Below are 18027 nucleotides of genomic sequence, written 5' to 3'. Positions count from 1 at the left end.
AAGGAGGACACCCCATGTCACGCCGCGTCTTGATCTCCGGTGCCAGCATCGCGGGACCCGCGCTCGCGTATTGGCTGCACCGGTACGGGATGTCTCCAACCGTAGTCGAACGCGCCACCGAGATGCGGCTCGGCGGCCAGACGGTCGACCTGCGCGGCGCGGGCCGCACTGTCATCGAGCGCATGGGCCTGGAGCAGGCCGCACGGGAACGCATCACCCACGAGGAGGGTGTGCACTTCGTCGACGACCGCGACCGCGTCCGGGCCTCGTTCGGCAGCGAATCCCTTGACGGGGACGGGTTCGTGACCGAGCTGGAACTGCTGCGCGGCGAACTGGCCGACCTGCTCTACCAACGAACCCGCGACGATGCCGAGTACGTCTTCGGTGACGAGATCACCGGCTTGACCGAGACCGGCGACGGCGTGGACGTCACCTTCCGCACCGGACCCGACCGCCGGTTCGACCTCGTCGTCCTGGCCGACGGGTTCCGCTCCCGCACCCGCGACCTCGTCTTCGCCGACATCGCCCGCACCCGGTCGTTCGGCCTCTACACCGCGTACTTCACCATTCCCCGCGCGGAATCCGATGGCAGCTGGGCCCGCTGGTACAACGCCCCTGGCCGCCGCGTCGTCCTCCTGCGCCCGGACAACCAAGGCACGACCCGTGCGTCGCTGAACTTCCTCAGTGCCCACAAAGGAATCGACCGACTGCAAACCCCGGCGCAGAAGGAGTTCTTGCGCCGTCACTACGCTGGGGCGGGTTGGGAGACGCCGCGCGTGCTGGACGGTATGGACGGGTCACCGGACTTCTACTTCGAGTCCGTCGGCCAGATGCACCTCCAGCAGTGGTCACGCGGCCGGATCGCGGTCGTCGGCGACGCGGGCTACTGCGCCTCCCCGCTCAGCGGAATGGGCACCAGCCTCGCCCTGGTCGGCGCCTACGTCCTCGCAGGCGAACTCGGCCGCCACGCTGACCACCGCGACGCCTTCCAGGCCTACGAAACCATCCTGCGCCCGTACGTCACCCAGGCCCAGAAGGTCTCCTGGTTCGCCCCACGCATCGCGTCCCCGAAGACCCGCACCGGCATTCGAGCCCTCCACACCGCCGCGGGCATCGCCACCAACCCCAGGTTCAGCCGCGTCGTTTCCCGCGTCACCAACCCGCCTTCGGACGCGATCGACCTCCCCAGTTACCCGACGCCGCACTGAACACCTGGTTCGGTGCCGGTGTCTGATCGTCCGGTCACCGCCCCGCGACGACGGGAAGTCCCTGCCCGCTGACGTGGAACACCTCGGTCCGCTCGCCGCTCACCTGGTCACGCAGCCGCACCACGTCGGCGAGCGGGGCGCGGGACTCGATCGAGAGGGCGGCCAGGGTGCGCAGCTTGTCCGCGCGCAGCAGCCGCTCGACCTGGGCGGCGTCGGCGACCAAGACCTTGGGCACGTCTAACGACTCCAGGTCCGGTACATCGATGTCCGCGATCGAGAGCCGGATCACCCCGCCCAGGTCGTGGGCTCGCACGGCCTGCCGCACCCCCGACAAGGACAGGTCCCACAGCTCCGGGTGCCCGCCGGTCCCCTCGGTGTCCACCGCGGCCGCGTCGATCGACAACGACTCCAACCGGGGGAGCCGCCGGGCATCGCCGACGACCCGGCCCGCCCGGACGATGTTCAGGTGTGTCAGCAGGCTGAGGTTCGCCAGGCCGGCGAGGTCGGCCACGCCCGCGTCGACGAGGGAGACCCGCTGGGCCCGCCACGGGTCGTCGACCTCGGTGGGCACGCCGATGAACGTCGTGCTGTGCGGCTCGATGGACCCCGTGTCGAACGTCGCGGCGACGTCGAGCGTGCCACGCCGAACCTCGTGCCGACCCTCCCGCAGCGCGGTGACGACGTCGACCAGCATGTCCCGCACCGACGCGGCGACCAGCCGGGGCGCGCCGTGGAAGTCGCGGCCGTGCTCGATCACCTGGCCGCGCGTGCCGTCCACGTCGGGGTCGAGGTCGACGAAGAGGTTGTTGCACGCGCGGTCGCCGCCGAACCGGATCCACCACGGGCTGTGGCTCAGGCGCTTGACCCGACCCGCGGGCCGGACCGTGTAGACCGGGTCCTGCTCGAACACCGTCTCCGGCCAGCTCTCCCACGGTTCGACCCAGTCCAGCTTGGTGTGGCTGTAGCGACCGAGCAGACCGGACTCGGCGAAGTCGTTGGCCAGCATCAGGTATAAGGCGCGCAGGTCCTCGGGCAGCCGCACGCCCAGCCGGGTCTCGACAGCGGTCAGCTCCGCCTCGGTGGCGGGCTGGGCCCATCCGGGCGCGCTGCCGACGAGGTCGGTGTGGAACCGGCCGAACTCCTCGACCAAGGCCCGCACCTCGGCCAGCACCGCCGGGTCGGTCGGCACACCGATCGGGCGCCCGGGCGCCGCGGCGGCGGACATCTGCCGACCTGGCAGCCGGAAATCCGGGTCGAGCACGATCTTGCCCGGCACGGGCGTCCCCAACGCCGCGGTGAGCGTGAAGCCGCCGAGCCCGTCCACGAGCACCTCGTACCGGCCGACCTCGGCGAGGTCGAGCACCTCCCGCGGCAGGTCGTCCAGGGTGATCTGAGCCGTCCGCAAGCTGCCCCACGCGTCCGTCCGCGCCCCGCTGCGCCACCGCGCCACGACCGCACCACCGGGCCCAGGCCCGGTCACCCGACTCCCCAGCACGGCCCCCAGCGCCCCAGCGACATCCACCATGGAGCGGCACCCTACCTGCGGGTTACCGCCAGCCAGCCGGGCTGACCAGTGACGTTGTCCTCGCCCCAGAGCCGGATCGCGCCGCGGTGTTGGCGCCCGCCCGCTCGGTCGATCTTCCCCATCGGCCGAGCGGGCGGGACGGTGACAAGCATACCCCGCTATCGAACATATGTTCAACTCGGCGATGTGAGCGGGCCTCCGGCCTTGGAGGAGAGGTCGGAGGCCCCACGGCAGATCATGTTCGGCGCGAATGGCAGCGAAGTGAATCCGCGCAAGGAAATCGGCCAGTTCTCCGAATGAATGATCACAGGCGGGCCTAGTGGATCATCGCGAGGAAACCAGTGCCGCTGGTCAGTGTGGTGGGCGCGCCTGGTGGGTACCTCCATTTTGACGCTCTGTACCGGCCCGGTGGCGATGTCGTGTCCAGGTGCGCAACTTCTCGAGGAGGACACCGCAGGCATGAGCATCAATCTGGGGTTACGCCCTGCCCGTTGGGACGCGCACCCGGGGTACGCCGTGGTGGAGCAGTAGTGGGCGAGTCGGCTGGTTCGTGGTCGCTGTCGGTGCCGGGTGTCCCGGCGAGCGTGGCGGTCACACGGCGCACCCTGCGGTCGTGGCTGACGAAGAGCGGTATCGCCTGCGGTCTGATCGACGACGTGGTGCTGTGCGCGAGCGAGGCGGTGACCAACGCGATCCAACACGGCTACCGCGGCGCCGAAGGCACGGTCCTGGTGTCGGTCCACCTGGCTGACGAAGGTGTCGTCCTGACCGTCGTCGACGAGGGCGACTGGCTGCCCACCCAAGACGGGATCGGCGTCAGCCACGGTTGGGGCCTCCCCCTGATCGAGGCGATCTGCCGGACCGTCGACCTGACCCGTACGCTGGGCAAGACGGTCCTCACCGCCCGACTCGGCATGGCCACCTGAGCACCACGGCGCCGGGCAACGCACTGGACAGGCTCGCTGCGGGAAAGGGACTGGGTGACCCGTGGGAGTTGGCGTAGTGCGGTTCCCCGGTGGTACCCGCCCGGACGGCTTGCCCGCGGCCCTGTCGGATCCGGCGCGGCTGGCGGCGGTGCGGGCGACGGGTCTGCTCGACACCGGTCCGGAGGCGGCGTTCGACGACCTCGCGGCGTTGGCGGCGGGGTTGACCGGGTGTGACCGGGCGTTCGTGACGCTGGTCGACGAGCAGCGCTCGTTCTGGAAGGCCTGCGTCGGGGTCGACCTGCACGAGATCCCCGACCGGCAGAACCCGGTGCGGGAGAGCTTCTGCTACTTCCTCGTCGGCTTGGGCGACACCTTCGCCGTGGCGGACGCGCCCAACGACCCGCGCACCCGGGATCACCCGTCGGTGCGGCCGATGAACATCGGGGCGTGGGCCGGGCACCCCATCCTCGACCGCGACGGCCGGGTCCTGGGCAGCCTGTGCGTCATCGACGACCAGCCGCACCCCTGGGAACCGACGGTGCTGGCCTCGCTGGCGACCCTGGCGCGCGCGGTCAGCACCGAGATTGGCATGCGCCAGACCCTCGCCGCCGCCGTGGCCGCACACGAGCTGAGCGCGGGGCTGGCCCGGAGCCTGCAGGACAGCCTGCTCCCACCGGTGTTACCGCAGGTCCCGGGCGTCGAGGCGGCGGCATCGTACGTCCCCGCGGGCGGCGGCATCGCGGTGGTCGGCGACTTCTACGACCTGTTCCGCGGCGAGGACGACCAGTGGCACGCCGTGCTGGGTGACGTGTGCGGCAAGGGTGTCGCCGCCGCCGAGGTCACCGCCCTGGCCCGCTACACCGTGCGCGCCGAGGCCAGCCACCACCCGGCCCCAGCCACGGTCCTGGCCCGCCTGAACGCCGCCCTGCTCGCCCAACGCGACGACGGCCGCTTCCTCACCGCCGCGCACCTCACCTTCCGCGCCACCTCCGACGGCCTCACCGGCACGCTGTGCCTGGCAGGCCATCCCCAACCCCTGCTGCGCCACGCCGACGGCCGCGTCGAACCCCTCGGCACTCCCGGCACCCTCCTCGGCATCCTGCCCACCGTCGACCTCACCGACGTCGCCTTCCACCTCGACCCCGGCGACACCCTGCTGCTCTACACCGACGGCGCCACCGAAGCCCGCGCCGACCACCCCGGCGCCCCCATGCTCGGCGACACCGGCCTCACCCAGGCCCTCGCCGACTGCCACGACCTCACCGCCGCGGCCACCGTCGACCACCTCAACCGCCGCCTCTCCCAGCACACCCAGGGCTGGGCCAGCGACGACACCGCGCTGCTCGCCCTTCGCGTCCCGCCCGGGCCCGACGCGAACCCACGCCTTCTCGCATAAAGCGCTCGGCGGCCGCCGCACCACGGCAGAACCCCGTGTGACCGGTGGCGCTTCCGGTCACACGGGGGTCAGTGGGTCAGGCGCTGTAGCCGCGGCCCGCGATCCAGTGGGCCAGGCTCCGGGTCTCCATCCGGTACTGGACGCCCTGGGCCGGGTCGTAGATCACCGAGATGTTCCCGCCCTGCTCGTAGCCCACGACGGTCAGGTAGTGGCCGCCGCTGTAGGAGTGGCTGCCGCCGTTGGTGTCGGTGGCGGTGCCCACCACGTTGGCCACGATCGGGAAGGCGTTGTTGATGTTGAGCCGGACGTCGGCCACCAGCAGGTCGATCTGCCACTGCGCGGCGTAGCTGCCGCCGATCCACTTCGACTCGTACCAGCCGCCCACGTAGTTGCGCAGCACCGTGGTGACCAGGCCGATGTGGTCGGTCCCGTTGACCGTGGTGCCCAGGCTGTAGGCGAGCGAGTCCTGGGTGGGGACGTTGATCAGCCGGACCGAGAGCGCGACCCGGGTGGCGGCCGGGCCGCAGTAGTAGCCGTTGATCTGCTTCTGGCCGCTGTAGTTGAGGTACTTGCTGGAGCACACGCCGTCCGGGCACGCGGCGACGGCCTTGGCCGAGGCGGTCGGCAGGGCGCTGAGCGACACGCCCAGGGCCATGGCCACCACCAAGGCCACCTTCATGATCACCGATCTCAAGGGTTCCTCCTGCTTGCGGGAATCTGCTGGGCCTCAGCCTGGCCGCGCCGCCACCCACGCCGCGACGCGCTGAAGCTGCCGCTTAAACCCCCTGGTGGATCGGTTCAGCACGGGGAAAGATCGCTTGCCGTGCACCGGCTCATCCTCAGCTCCGCCGACGTCGCCAGGGTCCGCCTGCTCCCGTCCCCGACACCGGTCTCGGAGACGCTGTTCAGCCTCAACGCCCTGCGCGGCGGCGCGGACGGGGCGCACCTGGAGCCGTGGCGCGACCGGGTCCGCGCGGGGCTGGGCCCGTGGTCGCGGATGCTCGCGGCGATCTCCCCGCGCGGCCCGCACTTCTTGGACCTGGTGGCGCTCATGGGCGCCGGTGTCGACGACGACGCCCTGCTCGCCGCACCCCGGGCGCGCGTGCGGGTCGAACTCGACTGGCTCGCCCGCTGGTCGGGTCGCATGCCGTCGGTACTGCGCGGCCTGGACAAGGACCTCGCCGTCCGCCGGGACCTGCTGGCCTCCCTGCGCGCCTACCACGACTTGGCCATCCGCCCAGAGTGGGCCGCGGTCGAACACTCCTGCGCCCTCGACCGCGCCACCCGCACCCGCGACCTCGCCGACGACGGCGTCGGGCGACTGCTGACCGGCCTGCACCCGCTGATCCGCTGGGACGGCACGGCCCTCGAGGTCGACAGCCCCTTCGAGGCCGAGACCGCCCTGGACGGCCGGGGCCTCGACATCGTCCCGTCCTACTTCCAGCGCTCTCCCACCCTGCTCAAGCACAACGACCGCATGCTGCTGACCTACCCCGCCGCCCGCACCGAACGCCCCCAACCGCCCGCCGGACTGGCGAAGCTGCTGGGCCGCACCCGGGCCACCGTCCTCGCCGCCATCGCCGAGGGCATCGCCACCACCACAGCCCTCGCCCACCACGTCGGCACCTCCGCCTCGGCCGTCAGCCAGCACACCGCGATCCTGCGCGGAGCGGGCCTGATCACCACCGGCCGCCACCGCGGCACCGCCTGCCACACCCTGACCCCCACGGCCACCACCCTGCTCACCCGGGCGACCGCGCGGCGCCCTGATCGTGCCCCGCGCGAGACCGGGCAGGCGCGGTGAATGGACACCGCCGGTCCGGACCTGGAGAGCCGCTGAACCGCGACACCGCGAACCGACCAGGTGGACCGGCGATTGCTCCCGGCACCAGGGAAGTGACAAGGTCGCCCACCGAACGAGGCGTGCCAGAGGCCCGGGCGTGCCAGAACGTGGACCGGGTTCGAGCGGGGACCCGGTCGCCGCAGGACGTCGCCCGCCACCCGCACTGGCGAAGCGAGCCAGCGCCGCCGCCATCAGCAGGCACACCGCGATCCGGCGCGAGGCTGGTTTGATCACCACCGGCCGCCACCGCGGCGCTGCCTGCCCACACCCTGACCCCGCGGCCACCACACTGCTCAGCCGGACGACCGCGCGGTCGAGCACGGAGTCGTCGTCAGGGCGAGCGTGCGGCGGCAACGGTTCCCGCACAAGCGGAGCGCCCGGCGGCCGCTGGTCAGCCGGGCAGCCGGAAGCTCTTGCTGACCTGTTCCAGCCGCTCGACCGCGCCCGCGAGGTCGTCGGCGAGGCCGAGGCTGGCCTGGACGTTGGTCTCCGTGCGGGCGGCCACGTCCGTGACGTGCCCGATGCTCTCGCGCACCGAGTGCGAGGCCGCCGACTGCTCCTCGACCGCCGCGACGATGGTGGTCTGCAGCTGGGCCATGTCCCGGATGGACGAGCCGATCCGCTCGATCACCTGGACCGTGCCGTCCACATCGGACTGGATGGCGGCGATGCGCTCGGTGACGCTCACCGTCGCGGTCGTCGTCGACTCGGCGAGGCTCTTGACCTCGGTGGCGACGACCGCGAAACCGCGTCCGGCCTCGCCCGCCCTGGACGCCTCGATGGTCGCGTTGAGCGCGAGCAGGTGGGTCTGGGCGGCGATCCTGGTGATCACGTCGACCACCCCCGCGATGGCCGCCGACGACCCGGCGAGGCTGTGCAGCTGCGCGGTCATGGTGGCCGTCGCCTGCTCGGCGTCGGCGGCGAGCGTCGAGCCGCGCGAGATGGACGAGGCGATCTCCGCGACGCTGTCGCTGAACTCGGTCGCGCCGATGCTGGCCGCGGCCGACTCGGTGTGGGTCACCGTCGCGCTGTCGCGCAGTTCGTCGGCCTGGTCCCGCAGCGCCTCGGCCGACCCGGTCAGGGCGTCGGCGGTGTCCACCACGGCCCGGACCGAGGCGGTCAGGCCGCGCTGCATCTCCACGAGCGCGGTGCCCAGTTCGTCGTCGGCACCGGCGGGCTCCACCGGGGCGGTCAGGTCACCGGCGGCGATCCGCCGGAGGTGGTCGGCGGTGCGGCGCAGGGTGGCCACCATCTCGCCGAAGGCCCCCGCCAGCTCGCCCAGCTCGTCGCGCCCGGACGGCGGCAGGGTGACGTCGAGGCGACCGCGGGCGATGTCGAGCGCGGCGGTGCGCAGCACGGGCATCCGGCTGGTCAGGCGGCGGGTGGTGAACCAGACGGCCGCGAGCAGGACCAGGGCGATGACGAGCGCGAAGCCGATCAGCTTGGTCCGCAGCGCGCCGACCGGGGCCAGGACGTCGCTCATCGGGGTGACCGTGACCAGCGTCCAGCCCGTCCCCTCGACCGGCGCCCAGCTCAGCACCGCGTCGTCCGCTGCCTGGGCCAGCGGGTTCTTGCCGTCCAGGGTGCCGCTGCCGCCGTTGGCCGCCAGGCGCGTGAGGGTGGCGGCGGTGTCGCGCGCGGGCTCGGACGCGGCCTGCTGCAGGGTCTTGGACCCGACGACCGAGGCGTCGGGGGCGGCGAGCAGGGTGCCCGCGCGGGAGAGCAGGATCGCGTAGCCGTGCTCGGACACCTTCGCGGCGCTCACCTGCTTGGAGAGCTGGTCGAGGGTGACGTCGACGCCCGCGACCCCGACGGTGCGGCCGTCCCGGACCATCGGCGCGGTCACCGAGGTCATCAGCGCCTTGAGGTTCTCGTCGTAGTAGGGCTCGACGACGCTCTCCGCGCCGGTGGTCTTCGGCTCGGTGTACCAGGCGTAGGTGATGGCCTCGGCGTTCGCGGCGTCGTCTAGGTCCTGCCGCACGGGCGTGCCACTCCCGTCCTTGACCCAGAGGTACTGGTAGACGCTGGACAGCGGGTAGCGCGGGTCGCCGGGGGCGTCGAAGCACAGGTACATGTCGTAGATCTCGGGCGTGGCGGCCAGCGCCCCGCGGACCACCTCGTCGAGCAGCGGGCGGTTTTCCGTCGGCAGGGCGGCGCCCGTGGCGACGATGGCGCGCTCGGCGGTGCGGGCGGCGGCGATCTGGGTCTCGACCTGCTCGGCGAGGCTCGCGGCGACGTCGCTGCCGTGCCGCCGCTGCGCGTCCTCTTCCAGCCCCGTCGCGCTGACCACGACGAAGACCGACAGGACGGCCAAGCCGACGACCAGGACCGGAACGAGCACGGCCAGCAGACGGCCCCGGAAACTCGACATGCGGATGATCCCCCTGGAGACAGGTACTGGCGGCGGCTCCACCGTTGCCCTCGTATCGGCGGGGGCGTACCGGCCCTGAGCTCCTTCACCCTGTCGGGTCGCACGGTCGCTCTGCGTGGACCGAGGCCTGGTCACACGCGAGTCGTCATCGGGCCATGGCCCAGCGGATCGAGCGGACCAGGCAGTGGCCGGAGATCCGCACCAGGGGGCCGCCGAGGTGGGGAAGACGCAGGTGTGAGCGGGCCCAGGGCGGGAGGGTGGCGACCGCGTTCGCGGCCAGGGCGGCGTAGGGGAGGCGAGCGGGCCAGGGGATCGGCGGGGTGAGGAGCAGGAACCGGGCGGCGGCGCCTGCCTGCGGGGTGGGGCGCAGTTCGGGGCGGAAGGCCTCGAGGGTGCCTGCCAGTTCGGCCTGGTCTCGGGGCGGGTCGGTGACGCCGAGGGCGGCGGCGATCCGGGCGGTGTCGGCGACGTAGCCGTCGTAGCCCGCCTCGTCGAGCGGGTGGGCGCCGAACTGCTTGTGGGCCCGCAGGAAGCTGTCCACCTCGGCGACGTGCACCCAGGTCAGCAGGTGTGGATCGGCTGCGTGGTAGGCCTCGCCGCGGTCGGTCGTCCCGCGCACCCGCTCGTGGATGCCGCGGACGTGGTCCACGGCGGACTGGGCGTCGTCGGCCGTGCCGAAGGTGGTCGTGGCCAGGAAGGTGCTGGTGCGCTGGAGCCGCCCCCACGGATCGCCGCGGTACCCGGAGTGCGCCGCGACGGCGGCCATCGCCAGCGGGTGCAACGACTGCAGCAGCAGCGCCCGCAACCCGCCGACGAACATCGACGCGTCGCCGTGCACCACCCTGATCGGCCGATCCGGGCCGAACCACCGCGGGCCGGGGGAGTCGTGGATCCGCGCGCGCACCGCCGGGCCGTCGGGACCGGCGACCCGCGCGAACAACTGCTCGCCCGCGAACCGCCGCAGCCGATGCGGGCTCAATACCGATTCCATGACGCCACCTCCACCACCAGGCTAGGCGTGGTGGACGGTCTTGGCCCTGTGACTTGGGACGACGGGCACCCGCCGCTCCCGAACCGCCGTTACGGTGACCTATGTCAAGTTTGTCAAGGGTGTCAATGTTGGTATAAGTCGCACATGTCTTTCACCGGTGTCGCAAACCCCCGCCGTACCCGTCTCATCGACCTCCACCCCGAACCCGCCGTCGAGCAGGCAGGTGAGACCGTTGAGTCCGTGTCGCCGTCCGCCCCCGCCGAGGAGTTGGACGCCACCATCCAGTCATGACCAAGCGCGGCTTCAGGGCGCGCGGTCGATATCCAGTCCATTGAGGACGGTCGCGCTCTTCGTGGCGTCCAGAAGCCGCAATCCCATGAAGTAATCACCAGCGGTAAAACCCGGTAGCGCCCAGATGCCCTCATAGGGGATCCAGGTCGCCCGGTAGTCAACCAAGCTGTAGACGTTGCTCCACAGGCAGTCGCGCGGGTCGGGATTCCACAACGCCCGCGCGAACGCCGGGTTTCGCACGACCCTGCCCACCCGCCCGATCGCCCGCACGTGCCGCTGGCCGGTCAGCAGGACCACGTCACCCGGTTCGAGCACGTCCACGCGCTTGTCGTGCTTGGCCGTCGTGCCCCAGAACCTGGCCGCACCGCCGGGATGAGCCGACGCCAACTCCTCGCGCTGGTCCGGCATGAGCGTCTCACGGTACGGCGATTCGCCGAACCGCACGAGGACGTCCAGCGTGTCAGCCCAGTGCCTGCGCGTCTCTGGTTTCCCGTACGAGGGTTGGATCATGACCCTTGTCATGGTCGGCCACAGTACTGGCGTGCGGCAGGGCTCCGCGGTCCCGCCGTCGTCAGTGGCGCCAGAGGCCTCACGTCTGGTTCACCGCGGCCTGGTAGAGGCGTGCGTGGTGGTCGGCGATCTCCTGGCGTTGGCGGGCCCGGACATCGGGATCGGCGCGCCAGGACGGGCGTTCCCGGTAGGCCGTGCTCACCGCGTGCGCTAGCGATGCACTGTCCAATCCAGACTCGTCGTGGTCGTAGACCAGGCACGGGCCTTGGTCCGCGTAGTAGCCGCACGAGGGGGCGATCACGGTGGTGCCCAGGTCGTGGCAGGCCTCCAACCAGCCCGAGTGGGTGCCGAACCGGTAGGGCAGGACCGAGGCGTCCAGGTCGGTGAGGTAGTCCCACAGTTCGTCGTCGGAGAACGGTCGGTGCACCCGGACGTCGAGGTCGGCGAGTCGGGCGGCCACCGCTCGTCCGGCCGCGTCGTCGTGCGCGTCGATGCGCAGCCGGGCACCAGGAAGCCGCGCCACCGCATCGGCCACCGCGTGGGCGACCGGGACCGGGTCGCTGTTGGCCCGCTTGCTCTTGGCGTGCAACCCGATCACGAACCCCTCGTGCTCCGGGCGCGCCGCTCGCGCGCGGATCGGGTCGACGACGTGCGGGTGCGGCACGACGACCGCCACCCTGCCCCACCGGCGAGCGATCTCCGCGGCCGCGCCCCCGGTCAACGTCACGACCTCGGCCGCCGCCGGGACCAGGATGTCCAGTGCCGCGGTGTGCTGGGCCGGGTCGGCGTGGTGCGGGTTGCGCAGGTCGTGCACCGTGACGACCAAGGGGCGGCGCACCGCTCGCAGTGCGCGCACCAACGCCCGCAGCTGCTCCTGCGTGCGGTCGTCGAACCCGAAGTGCACGTGGAAGACGTCGAAATCCTCGCGGTTCCGGTGGATCCAACCGGGGTCCAACATGGGCGGAGGCCACCACTGCCCGGCAGGAGCGCCCAGGACCGGTACGTCCGGCAACCGCCGCACGCGTGCGTCTCCGGCCGGAGGTGACAGGTGTCGGACGTAGACGTGTTGCCCGGGAACGGATGCGACGCGCAACGGGCGGGCGTTGGGCACAGTCGCGAGTGCCCGCCGGGGAGCGCGGCAAACCCGCTCCGCCGTAACGATCGCGCACGGGCAGCGGGCATATCTCACGGGTTGACCACTGGTAGGGCGGGTATCCGGGTGGTGGCCTCCGTCTCAAGTGGGCAGAGCCCACCCGCGACCGGGACATCTCGCTCCAGCCCCTGGGGGACCTCATGGCCACACCCACGCTCCCGCGCGCCTGCCGGGCGGCCCCGTTGCGGATCGCGCTCATCGCCTCGGCCAGGTACCCGATCCGCCAGCCCTTCCCCGGCGGGCTCGAGGCGCACACCTGGCAGCTCACCCGCCACCTGCGCTCGCGCGGCCACGCCGTGGAGGTGTTCGGCGGCCCGGGTTCGGATCCCGCCCTCGGGGTCCGAATCCTCGACACCCACCCGGCGCTCTCCGGGCACGCGCGTGCGGACACCAGCATGCCCGCCGGTCACTTCATGGCCGAGCACCACGCCTACCTCGGGTTGATGCTCGAACTGGCCCGCGACCCCGGCTACGACGTCGTCCACAACAACTCCCTGCACTACCTGCCCGTCGCCATGGCGCCGAACCTGCGCGCGCCGGTGGTGACCACCCTCCACACCCCACCGACCCCGTGGTTGGAGTCGGCCATCTCCCTCGGGTCGACGAGCCACTTCGCCGCGGTGAGCGCGCACACCGCGAGCCGGTGGCGTCCGCGCGTCCCCGTGGCCACCGTGATCCACAACGGGGTCGACCTGGACCTGTGGTCAGCGGGCCCGGGCGGGGGAGTGCCGGTCTGGTCCGGTCGGGTCGTGCCGGAGAAGGGCCCCGTGGACGCCATCCGAGCCGCGCGCCGCGCGGGTACCGGGCTCCGATTGGCCGGACCGCTGCCCGACATCCGCTACTTCCGCGAGCGGGTGGAGCCGTTGCTCGGTGGGGGCGTCGAGTACGTCGGTCACCTCGATCACGCCGAGTTGGCCGCGCTGGTCGGGTCCGCGGCGGTCGCGGTCATCTCACCGTGCTGGGACGAGCCCTACGGGCTGGTCGTGGCCGAGGCGCTCGCCTGCGGGACACCGGTCGCGGGTTACGCCCGCGGCGCGCTGCCGGAGTTGCTCGACGAGCACTCGGGGGTGCTGGCCGATGCGGGAGACGTCGACGGACTCGCCGCCGCCATCACCGAGGCGGCCACCCTGGACCGCGGTCGCGTGCGGGCCCACGCCGAACGCACGTGCTCGCTCACCACGATGGTCGACGGCTACGAACGCCTCTACCGGGAGCTCGCGTCGTGATCGCCTACTACGTCCACCACCACGGCTCCGGCCACGTGCACCGCGCTCGCGCCATCGCCGCGCGGCTGCGCACACCCGTGATCGGCCTGTCCAGCGCCCCACGTCCGGCGGACTGGCCGGGCCGCTGGATCCGCCTCGTCGACGACGCGGGTGCCGACGCGGTTGCCGACGACGTCACCGCGCGGGGGACCTTGCACTGGGTTCCCCGCCACCACCCGGGTCTGTCCGAGCGGATGAACGCGATCAGCGAGGTGCTCGCGGCCACGGGCGCGCGGGTGCTCGTCAGTGACGTGTCCGTCGAGGTCGCGTTGCTCGCCCGGCTGCACGGCGTCCCCGTGGTGGTCATGGCGCAGCCGGGAGACCGCACCGACCGGCCGCACCGCCTCGCCTACGACCTCGCGGCCAGGTTGCTCGCGCCGTGGCCCGCGCGCCCCCAACCGGGGTGGCCGCCGGAGTGGCTGGCCAAGACCGTGCACCTGGGCGCCCTGTCGCGCTTCGACGACCGGGTCCCGGTCCCGGCGAGCAGGACCGGACGGGTAGTGGCGATGTGGGGCTCCGGCGGGCTCGACACCACCACCGCCGACCTGCGGGCCGCGGCCGCCGCCACCCCGGACTGGGCGTGGACCGTGATCGGGCCGGAGCCCGCGGGCGCCAAGGGCGGCCTGCGGTGGGCCGGGTGGCTCGCAGACCCGTGGGAGGCGCTGTGCGGCGCGGAGGTGGTGGTCACCCACGGCGGGCAGAACGCCGTGGCCGAGGTCGCGGCGGCCAGGCGGCCTGCCGTGGTGGTCGCCCAAGCACGTCCTTTCGGCGAACAGCGGGCCACGGCGGCCGCACTGCTCCGAGCCCGCTTGGCGGTGGTGTCCGCGCGGTGGCCCGAACCGTCCCGCTGGCCCGGCCTGCTCCGCAGGGCCCGCCTCCGAACCGGCGCGGACTGGGCGCGGTGGTCACCGGGGGACGGCGCCGCTCGGGCCGCCGCCGAGCTCGACGCGTTGGCCCGATGAACCCGCCGCGCACCGCCGTGGTCACCATCACCCATCGCCGCGACGACCACCTGCACGGGCAGCGGCTTGGCCTCGTCGCGTGCCCGCCCGATCTGCACGTCGTCGTCGGCATGGATGACACACCCGAACTGCGGGACGTCACCGGCGCGGCACCCGTGCTGACCGAGGGGCTCTCCGGCCACGGCGGTGGGCTGCCGCTGGCCCGCGCTCGCAACCTGGGTGCCGCCAGAGCCCTGGACGCGGGCGCCGATCTGCTCGTGTTCCTCGACGTGGACTGCGTCCCGGGGCCGCGACTGATTGCCAGTTACGCCGACGCGGCAGCGCGGGTCCGGTCACCCGCACTGCTCTGCGGACCGGTCGCCTACCTCCCACCGCCACCCGCGGGTGGCTACGCGCTCGACCGCCTCGACGCCCCGGTGCACCCCGCGCGCCCAGCGCCCCAGCCGGGCGAACTCCTTGCCGAGAACCGGTTCGAGCTGTTCTGGTCGCTGTCGTTCGCGGTGACGGCGGCGACGTGGACGAGCTTGGACGGGTTCTGCGAGGACTACGCCGGGTACGGCGCGGAGGACACCGACTTCGCCCTGACCAGCCGCGCGGCGGGTGCGGGCCTGTACTGGGTCGGGGGTGCCGAGGCCTACCACCAGTACCACCCGCCGACCCGCCTGGATCCCGCTCGCGCACCCGAGATCGTCCGCAACGCCACCACGTTCCGCCGCAGGCACGGCCACTGGCCCATGCGGGACTGGCTCCGGGACCTCGCCCGTGGGGGAGTGGTGGAGTTCGACCCGGGCCGCGACCTCCTGCGCCTCGTGGCCGCGAAACCGTTCTAACGCAGGGAAGACAAACGCCCGCTCCCCAGGAATCGAGGGGAACGGGCGTTCTCGCGCTATAGCGACAATCCCGGATCGACTGTCCACTATAGCCTCAATGCGGGGCTGTCACCCCAGTCGGCGGGCGAGGCGGAGGGGGTCGTTCTTCGTGGCGCGGGTGATCAGGCGCAGGCCCCGGGGCGGTCGTTGCTGCTCGCCCTGCTGGGCGCCGAGGATGACGAGGACGCCGGTCAGCAGCGGGATCGCCCACTGCAGCACGCGCAGTTGGCGTTGCGCGGTGGCGACCTCGGTGGTGGTGTCCGGGCTCGGCTCGGTGGCGCCCTCGACGGGGACGGGGCCCGCCGCCGCGATCTTCGTGCCCAGCACGCCGCTGTAGGCGGTCGCGGCCAGTGCCGCCCCGGTGATGGCGGTCTTGGCGATCGTGTTCGCCATCGCCCCTGGCTGGTCGCGGACGCGTTTCCGTTGGGCGATCAGCAGACCGGTGCCTCCGATGAGGTGGGCGGCGATCGCGGCCGTGGACACCGGCGACCACTTGCCCCAGCCCGCCGAGGCGACCGAGGAGCGCTCGGTGGGCTTGTCGACGTCCGCCGCGGCGCCGTTCACCCCGACCGCCCCCATGAGGGCGCCGCCGAACCAGGCGCTGAGCCCCACGTCGTGCATCGAGCGGATGACGGTGTTCCTGTTGTTGCCCATGTGTTCCCGACTTCTGAGAGGGTCGATCCCAAGCGGTACCCGGATGCCGGGCCCGGTGACGGGGTACCCGGGGGGCCACCACGCAAACGGTGGCGAAGGTCCCAGGGCTACTTGCCCGCGTCTTGCGCGCGCAGTGGCGCGCCCACCTCGTGCAGGTGGCGGAGGACGTGGCGGTAGGTGCTCACCAGGCCGCACTCGGCGTACTCGATCCCGCGCTGCTCGCAGAACCGGCGCACCAGCGGGCGCGCGCGTCGCAGGTTGGCGCGCGGCATGCTGGGGAACAGGTGGTGTTCGATCTGGTGGTTCAACCCGCCGAGGGCGTGGTCCACCCAGACCCCGCCGCCGGTGTTGCGGCTGCTGAGGACCTGCTTGCGCAGGAAGTCCGGCGCGGTCCCGTCGGTGTAGGTGGGCATCCCCTTGTGCCCTGGCGCGAACGAACATCCCATGTAGACACCGAACAGGCCCTGGTGCACGGCGACGAACGCGATCGCCACCGGCGGGGACAGCACGAGGAACACCGCCACCAGGTACCCCACGATGTGCGCCGCCAGCAGCACCGCCTCCAGCCGCCTGGCCTTCATGTCCCCGCGCCAGACCGCCTGGACGCTGGTCCAGTGCAGGCTCAGCCCCTCCAGCAGCAACAACGGGAAGAACAGGGCCGCCTGGTGCTTGGCCGTCCAGCGCACGAACCCGGCGCGGTCGCGGGCCTGGCCGCGGGTGAAGGCGAGGATCGGGATGTCGAGGTCCGGGTCCTCGTCCTCGTGGTTGGGGTTGGCGTGGTGGCGGGTGTGCTTGCCCATCCACCAGCCGTAGCTGATCCCGACGAGACCGCCGAAGACCCGGCCGACGCGGTCGTTGGCCCTTCCGGAGCGCAGGATCTGCCGGTGCCCGGCGTCGTGGCCGAGGAAGGCGAGTTGGGTGGACATGACCGCGAAGAACACCGCGGTGCCCAGTTGCCACCACGAGTCGCCCAAGAGGACGAAACCCACGCACCCGGCCGCGAAGACCAACAGGGTCACACTGATCGTCACCGCGTAGTAGCCGTGGCGGCGGTCGAGCAAGCCCGCCTCCCGGATCACGCCGGTGAGGGCGGCGAAGTCACTGCGTGGCGCCTGCCGGGTGGCTGTGGTCGCGCGCGGTGGCGCGATGGGCGGCGGTGCTGTCATGTCGAGCCTTCCCGAGTCCGGCGCTGCCGGGGTCTCGGGCAACTGGGGTGTCCGCTCAGTGGTTCCCGCTGGGGCAGTTGCGCAAACGGGCACCACGAACCCGTGGGCGGGCTCACGCCTGAGGCATGGACCTGCGGGGACCGGGGATGAGGATCGCGTCGAGGTCCGCGGTGCCCGCGACCACCGCGCCCGCCACGGCAGCCAGGCGCTGGCTGTGGGAACGGGCGTAGCCGCGCAGCGCGGCGAACGACTCGTCCATGCTCAAGGCGCCGCGCTGGGCGAGGATGCCCTTGGCCTGCTCGATGACGACGCGGCTGTCGAGCGCGGTGCGCAGTTGGGTGGAGAGCCGGTCGCCGAGCTCGATGGCGCGGTGCTGCAGGATCGCGATGGTGGTGACATCGGCCAGTGCCTGCCCCAGTCCGAGGCGCTCGTCGTCGAGCGCGCCCGGCTCGGTGCCCAGCAGGCTCAGCACACCGATCGTCTCCCCGCGCAGCCGCATCGGTATCGCGTGCGCGCAGCGGAACCCGCATTCCTGGGCTCCCGCGGTGTACCGGGGCCAGCGCCACCCGTCGGTGTCCAGGTCGGCACAGGTCACCGCCACGCCGCTGCGGACGCAGTCGATGCACGGGCCGTCGTCGACCTGGACGGCGAACTGCTCGAGCAGGTCCGCCTGCCTGGAGGTGCTGGACAGCACCTCCAGGCCACCGCCCGGCGCGCGGAGGATGACCCCGGCCGCCGCCACCGACAGCAGGTCGACGGCCCCGGTGGTGAGCAGGTCGAGGAACTCGGCGATGTCGAACTCGTCCACCAGCGAGTCGGCGAGCGCGACGAAGGTCCGCGACACCCGCTGCTCCCGCGTGGGTGCGTCTGCCCTGGGGGAATGGTCCGGCATGGGGT

At 72.3% G+C, this 18027-nt stretch carries 18 protein-coding genes; 8 read left to right on the top strand and 10 right to left on the bottom strand.

Annotated elements, in window-relative coordinates; all coding sequences use genetic code 11:
• Nucleotides 1–14: 14 nt before the first annotated feature.
• Nucleotides 15–1208 carry an FAD-dependent monooxygenase gene (locus LV79_RS17880; RefSeq protein WP_253838165.1) on the top strand — a complete coding sequence of 398 codons (1194 nt, stop codon included), beginning with the start codon at nucleotides 15–17 and terminating at the stop codon, nucleotides 1206–1208.
• A gap of 34 nt (nucleotides 1209–1242) precedes the next feature.
• On the opposite strand, the gene LV79_RS17875 is transcribed toward LV79_RS17880, so the two are convergent.
• Both LV79_RS17875 and LV79_RS17870 read right to left on the bottom strand, forming a co-directional pair.
• On the bottom strand, nucleotides 1243–2733 hold the full coding sequence (locus tag LV79_RS17875; protein ID WP_253838163.1) for an SMI1/KNR4 family protein: 1491 nt from the start codon (nucleotides 2731–2733) through the stop codon (nucleotides 1243–1245).
• Nucleotides 2734–2744: 11 nt separating this feature from the next.
• Nucleotides 2745–2885 (bottom strand): hypothetical protein, encoded by a 141-nt coding sequence (locus tag LV79_RS17870; RefSeq protein ID WP_253838161.1) that lies wholly within the window; start codon nucleotides 2883–2885, stop codon nucleotides 2745–2747.
• A gap of 378 nt (nucleotides 2886–3263) precedes the next feature.
• Here LV79_RS17870 and LV79_RS17865 point away from each other — a divergent pair, with 378 nt between their 5' ends.
• Together LV79_RS17865 and LV79_RS17860 are read left to right on the top strand one after the other, a co-directional pair.
• Nucleotides 3264–3659 (top strand): ATP-binding protein, encoded by a 396-nt coding sequence (locus LV79_RS17865; protein WP_285469962.1) that lies wholly within the window; start codon nucleotides 3264–3266, stop codon nucleotides 3657–3659.
• A 76-nt stretch (nucleotides 3660–3735) separates the two neighbouring features.
• On the top strand, nucleotides 3736–5055 hold the full coding sequence (locus LV79_RS17860) for a PP2C family protein-serine/threonine phosphatase (protein WP_253838159.1): 1320 nt from the start codon (nucleotides 3736–3738) through the stop codon (nucleotides 5053–5055).
• A 76-nt stretch (nucleotides 5056–5131) separates the two neighbouring features.
• Here the strand turns inward: LV79_RS17860 and LV79_RS17855 are convergent, their stop codons facing one another.
• Nucleotides 5132–5740 (bottom strand): C39 family peptidase, encoded by a 609-nt coding sequence (locus LV79_RS17855; RefSeq protein WP_253838560.1) that lies wholly within the window; start codon nucleotides 5738–5740, stop codon nucleotides 5132–5134.
• A gap of 138 nt (nucleotides 5741–5878) precedes the next feature.
• On the opposite strand from LV79_RS17855, the gene LV79_RS34525 reads away from it, so the two are divergent.
• On the top strand, nucleotides 5879–6859 hold the full coding sequence (locus LV79_RS34525) for an ArsR/SmtB family transcription factor (protein WP_253838157.1): 981 nt from the start codon (nucleotides 5879–5881) through the stop codon (nucleotides 6857–6859).
• Between the two features lie 430 nt (nucleotides 6860–7289).
• Here LV79_RS34525 and LV79_RS17845 read toward each other — a convergent pair whose 3' ends face one another.
• On the bottom strand, nucleotides 7290–9269 hold the full coding sequence (locus LV79_RS17845; RefSeq protein ID WP_253838155.1) for a methyl-accepting chemotaxis protein: 1980 nt from the start codon (nucleotides 9267–9269) through the stop codon (nucleotides 7290–7292).
• Nucleotides 9270–9414: 145 nt separating this feature from the next.
• Entirely contained in the window at nucleotides 9415–10260 is an 846-nt protein-coding gene (locus LV79_RS17840) for an oxygenase MpaB family protein (protein ID WP_253838153.1), read from the bottom strand.
• A 144-nt stretch (nucleotides 10261–10404) separates the two neighbouring features.
• On the opposite strand from LV79_RS17840, the gene LV79_RS17835 reads away from it, so the two are divergent.
• Nucleotides 10405–10551, top strand: coding sequence for a hypothetical protein (locus LV79_RS17835; protein ID WP_253838151.1), 147 nt, complete (start codon nucleotides 10405–10407; stop codon nucleotides 10549–10551).
• Nucleotides 10552–10563: 12 nt separating this feature from the next.
• On the opposite strand, the gene LV79_RS17830 is transcribed toward LV79_RS17835, so the two are convergent.
• Nucleotides 10564–11073 carry a hypothetical protein gene (locus tag LV79_RS17830; protein WP_253838149.1) on the bottom strand — a complete coding sequence of 170 codons (510 nt, stop codon included), beginning with the start codon at nucleotides 11071–11073 and terminating at the stop codon, nucleotides 10564–10566.
• Between the two features lie 67 nt (nucleotides 11074–11140).
• Nucleotides 11141–12019, bottom strand: a complete 879-nt coding sequence (locus tag LV79_RS17825) for a glycosyltransferase family protein (RefSeq protein ID WP_253838147.1) — start codon at nucleotides 12017–12019, stop codon at nucleotides 11141–11143.
• 335 nt (nucleotides 12020–12354) lie between these two features.
• Between LV79_RS17825 and LV79_RS17820 the strand changes: the two genes are divergently transcribed.
• The 3 genes from LV79_RS17820 to LV79_RS17810 are packed head-to-tail and all read left to right on the top strand — an operon-like array spanning nucleotide 12355 to nucleotide 15271.
• Nucleotides 12355–13440, top strand: coding sequence for a glycosyltransferase (locus tag LV79_RS17820; RefSeq protein ID WP_253838145.1), 1086 nt, complete (start codon nucleotides 12355–12357; stop codon nucleotides 13438–13440).
• Nucleotides 13437–14441 carry a glycosyl transferase gene (locus LV79_RS17815; RefSeq protein ID WP_253838143.1) on the top strand — a complete coding sequence of 335 codons (1005 nt, stop codon included), beginning with the start codon at nucleotides 13437–13439 and terminating at the stop codon, nucleotides 14439–14441. The genes LV79_RS17820 and LV79_RS17815 overlap by 4 nt, the downstream gene beginning before the upstream one ends.
• The gene (locus LV79_RS17810; protein WP_253838141.1) at nucleotides 14438–15271 is read left to right on the top strand and encodes a glycosyltransferase family 2 protein; all 834 of its coding nucleotides are present in this window, start codon (nucleotides 14438–14440) and stop codon (nucleotides 15269–15271) included. The genes LV79_RS17815 and LV79_RS17810 overlap by 4 nt, the downstream gene beginning before the upstream one ends.
• Nucleotides 15272–15379: 108 nt before the next feature.
• Here LV79_RS17810 and LV79_RS17805 read toward each other — a convergent pair whose 3' ends face one another.
• The 3 genes from LV79_RS17805 to LV79_RS17795 form a co-directional block, all read right to left on the bottom strand.
• Nucleotides 15380–15964 carry a hypothetical protein gene (locus LV79_RS17805; RefSeq protein WP_253838139.1) on the bottom strand — a complete coding sequence of 195 codons (585 nt, stop codon included), beginning with the start codon at nucleotides 15962–15964 and terminating at the stop codon, nucleotides 15380–15382.
• A 107-nt stretch (nucleotides 15965–16071) separates the two neighbouring features.
• A complete protein-coding gene (locus tag LV79_RS17800; RefSeq protein WP_253838137.1) occupies nucleotides 16072–17130 on the bottom strand; it encodes a fatty acid desaturase family protein in 1059 nt (352 codons plus the stop codon).
• Nucleotides 17131–17242: 112 nt separating this feature from the next.
• Nucleotides 17243–18022 (bottom strand): GAF and ANTAR domain-containing protein, encoded by a 780-nt coding sequence (locus tag LV79_RS17795; protein ID WP_253838135.1) that lies wholly within the window; start codon nucleotides 18020–18022, stop codon nucleotides 17243–17245.
• Nucleotides 18023–18027: the final 5 nt, after the last annotated feature.

It is taken from the genome of Actinokineospora globicatena (assembly GCF_024171945.1).
GTDB classification, from domain to species: Bacteria; Actinomycetota; Actinomycetes; order Mycobacteriales; family Pseudonocardiaceae; genus Actinokineospora; species Actinokineospora globicatena.
Note: the sequence above shows the minus strand (reverse complement) of the source record. Positions and strands in the feature narration are given on the sequence as shown.